The 2,949-nt window shown below is 48.2% G+C and carries 3 protein-coding genes; all 3 read left to right on the forward strand.

The window, feature by feature from the left end:
- Positions 1 to 385 precede the first annotated feature (385 nt).
- The 3 genes from ABGY95_RS00010 to ABGY95_RS00020 all read left to right on the forward strand — a co-directional run bounded on the left by ABGY95_RS00010 (position 386) and on the right by ABGY95_RS00020 (position 2,299).
- Positions 386 to 622 (forward strand): hypothetical protein, encoded by a 237-nt coding sequence (locus ABGY95_RS00010; RefSeq protein ID WP_347439630.1) that lies wholly within the window; start codon positions 386 to 388, stop codon positions 620 to 622.
- A gap of 290 nt (positions 623 to 912) precedes the next feature.
- Complete coding sequence (purU, locus tag ABGY95_RS00015) at positions 913 to 1,761, forward strand: formyltetrahydrofolate deformylase (protein WP_347439631.1); 849 nt, start codon at positions 913 to 915, stop codon at positions 1,759 to 1,761.
- 325 nt (positions 1,762 to 2,086) lie between these two features.
- Positions 2,087 to 2,299: a hypothetical protein gene (locus tag ABGY95_RS00020; protein ID WP_347439632.1), complete on the forward strand. Its 213-nt coding sequence runs from the start codon at positions 2,087 to 2,089 to the stop codon at positions 2,297 to 2,299.
- Positions 2,300 to 2,949: the final 650 nt, after the last annotated feature.

Consider the following 2,949-nt stretch of genomic DNA (forward strand, 5'->3'; position numbering starts at 1 on the left):
CGACGGCTGGATCCAAACCACACAACGCGGCAAAAACCGTTGGAACCTCGTGCTCCAACTCAACCTCAATGAATCAGATGCACGCTTCCTAGATAAACAACAAGTGAGACAATGACCCGTTCGAATGCCAGTGCCACCCAGTTAGCCGGGCCCGTCATCGCACACTCGCGTGGGCACGCATCGATCTAGATCTAGCCTCAGGTGAAGTCTTGATCGAAGAAATTCAGAATGACCGCATTCGTGAGTCTAAGTCAGTTTTACAGTACGCTCGGCAACACGGAGATGGTCAAACATTCAATCGATGGGGAACTGAATACCCATCCAATTCTTTTAAGACTACTGGGAAAATCACATCAAACCTCTCACTCTCTACTGGGACGAGGCAATGCTTAGTGCTGCGATTTCCTTTATTCGTCAAGAACTAGGCTTACGTTCTATCTTCTACCACACACCACAAAGTGGTGCCGCCTACACAGGGTCAACTGCTGAAGACGCGCCTCGCTCAAACTACACAAAACTACCACAGAAGTTTTGCTTCTCACTCAGCGAAAGCAGACCAAGCTTTGCTCCGAAGGTGAAACGCAAAATTCCAGATGATTCATTCATGCATTGGGCTCTCTAAAACAAAAGGCCGCCTTGGCGGTACTTCCACCAAGACGGCCTATCCTACACAATGAAAACATGAGATTTGCTGACTGCCAGCACTCTACATGTGATACATTACGGAGGGACAACAAAGCTTTTATCACATTTATGCCTTTTTATTTTAATTGACGATATACTACAATAATAAGGAGAATTAAGAATATTCGGAGTCCACATAATTCATATGGCCTTGAGATTCTCTCGTAATTCTGGACTATTCCACTAGTTCTCTACATTCTGAGTTCTCTCCAACTAAAGACTACAGCCATGCTCATTCTCAAAATTTCTTGCCCTGACCAACACGGAATCGTTGCTAAAATTGCCAACTACATCGCCTCCCACAATGGCAATCTGCTAGAGTTCAACCAATTCACTAACACATTGGACTGTAAGTTTTTTGCCCGCATACAAATCGACACCTCTGATATTGATGTCGAACTAGATTCCTTCATTTCAGGCTTCAATGTCTTGGGTGAAGCGCTCAAAGCTGAATGGCACTTCCGCCACGCCCCATTCAAGATTCGTACAGCTATTCTTGTGACGAAGACAACGCATTGCCTCAACGAAATTCTCTGGCGCTCTAGCGAAAACGATCTTCCGCTAGAAATTACCTCCGTAATCGGCAACCGCGACCACTGCAAAGAAATCGCAGAAAAAGAAGGAATTCCCTTCCACCACATTGAAATGGACGGAGACGCGAAGAATGCTGGATTCCAGAAAATTGCTCAAATCCTGCGCGACGAAAATGTCCAACTCAGCATCCTCGCGCGATTCATGCAGATTCTACCAAACTGGTTCTGCAATGAATTTTCCGGCAAACTCATCAACATTCACCACTCCTTCCTACCCGCCTTCATCGGAGCTAATCCATACCGACAGGCATACAACCGCGGCGTCAAACTCATCGGTGCCACCTGCCACTACGTCACTAGCGATCTTGATGCCGGACCAATCATCGAGCAAGACGTCAAACGCGTCCTCCACTCGCACTCGCCCCAAGATCTCATTCGTCTCGGGCGCGACTGCGAACGCCGAGCCCTAGCCCGAGGTATCCGCCTCCACGCCTATGACCGAACTATCATTGATGGAAATAGAGCCATCGTGTTTGAGGATTAGTATACCTACAATCGGCACCCTCAAAATCCAGATTGAAAGATCCAGCACCCTGATCAGTATCAGCAACATGCGCCCAGTAGCCCTCCTCCTTTCTACCCTGTTTGTCTCTCCACTCTAGGTCGCTGAGCTCGATATTTACCTACTCAGTGGCCAACCCAACATGTAGGAAATTGGTAAGACGAAGAACCTAAATGCTGCTGACCTCATCCGGCTTCCTCACGTCCATTTCTTTACAGGAAAAGGTTTTGAACCAATAGAAATTGGGAAATCCAAAACCTCCCATCGCGCTGGTGATCTCGGGCCAAAGCTTGGCTATGGCAAGGAAATGAGCAAAGACGGCAAGTACATCTACCTTGTCAAGTTTGCTGCGCTTGGCATACCTCTATACCTCGGCTGGAATGGCAACAAATTGCTTGGTGGTGAGCCAACAAAAAACGACACAGACTTCTACCCAAGCCTCAACGCAGCATATGCCAACAAAGGTGAACTCTACCGAACAATGACTGCGCGGTTCTCGGCAGGAATTCAAGCCTTGTAAGCCTCTGGCCACACAACAGCTTTGGAACGTTTCACCCACCGCGAGCTGATTAGCAGCTAGATGGCTCCAGCCGTTCTCAGTCGGGAAAACATACAATAAAAGCACTGCCATTATTGTATGTCCGAGTAGCTGATACGGCATTCTAGCTATTGATAAGGTAGGCTACGCGATCGGTAAATGGTTCAGCGAACTGGGCTACACAGCATTCTTGCTCAGTATCGTGTGCCAAAAATCAATTAGGGGCACTACAAGATGCGCAGAGAGCAATCCGCACAGTCAGGTCAATACACGAGCAATTTGAAATCGATACGATTGGCATCATGGAAATTCTGCGCAGGTGGCAGCCTCAGTACTACAGCTGCAGTGCGTTCTAACGAGACAGTTTATCCAGCTAAACTAGATCTAGGAAAAAAATACCACTCACGCTCGCACTAGCAACCACGGAGCGAACACCCCCAATGTTTCTCTCTGTCTCCAGCGATGATCCCTATGCTAACAGCTGCCTCGTCATGAGATCAGCTTTGCAAAAAGCTAAATCCCCCTGCGAGCTGGATGTCGTTCCTACGACTCGACACGGTTAAGGCATGCGCCCAGGAAACCCAGCGGCAGACACTTGGCCCTTGCTCTGCTAGAAGTGGCTAGATCGCGAG

Origin of the sequence: Rubritalea sp. (genome assembly GCF_039830215.1) — a bacterium.
Lineage (GTDB): Bacteria > Verrucomicrobiota > Verrucomicrobiia > Verrucomicrobiales > Akkermansiaceae > Rubritalea.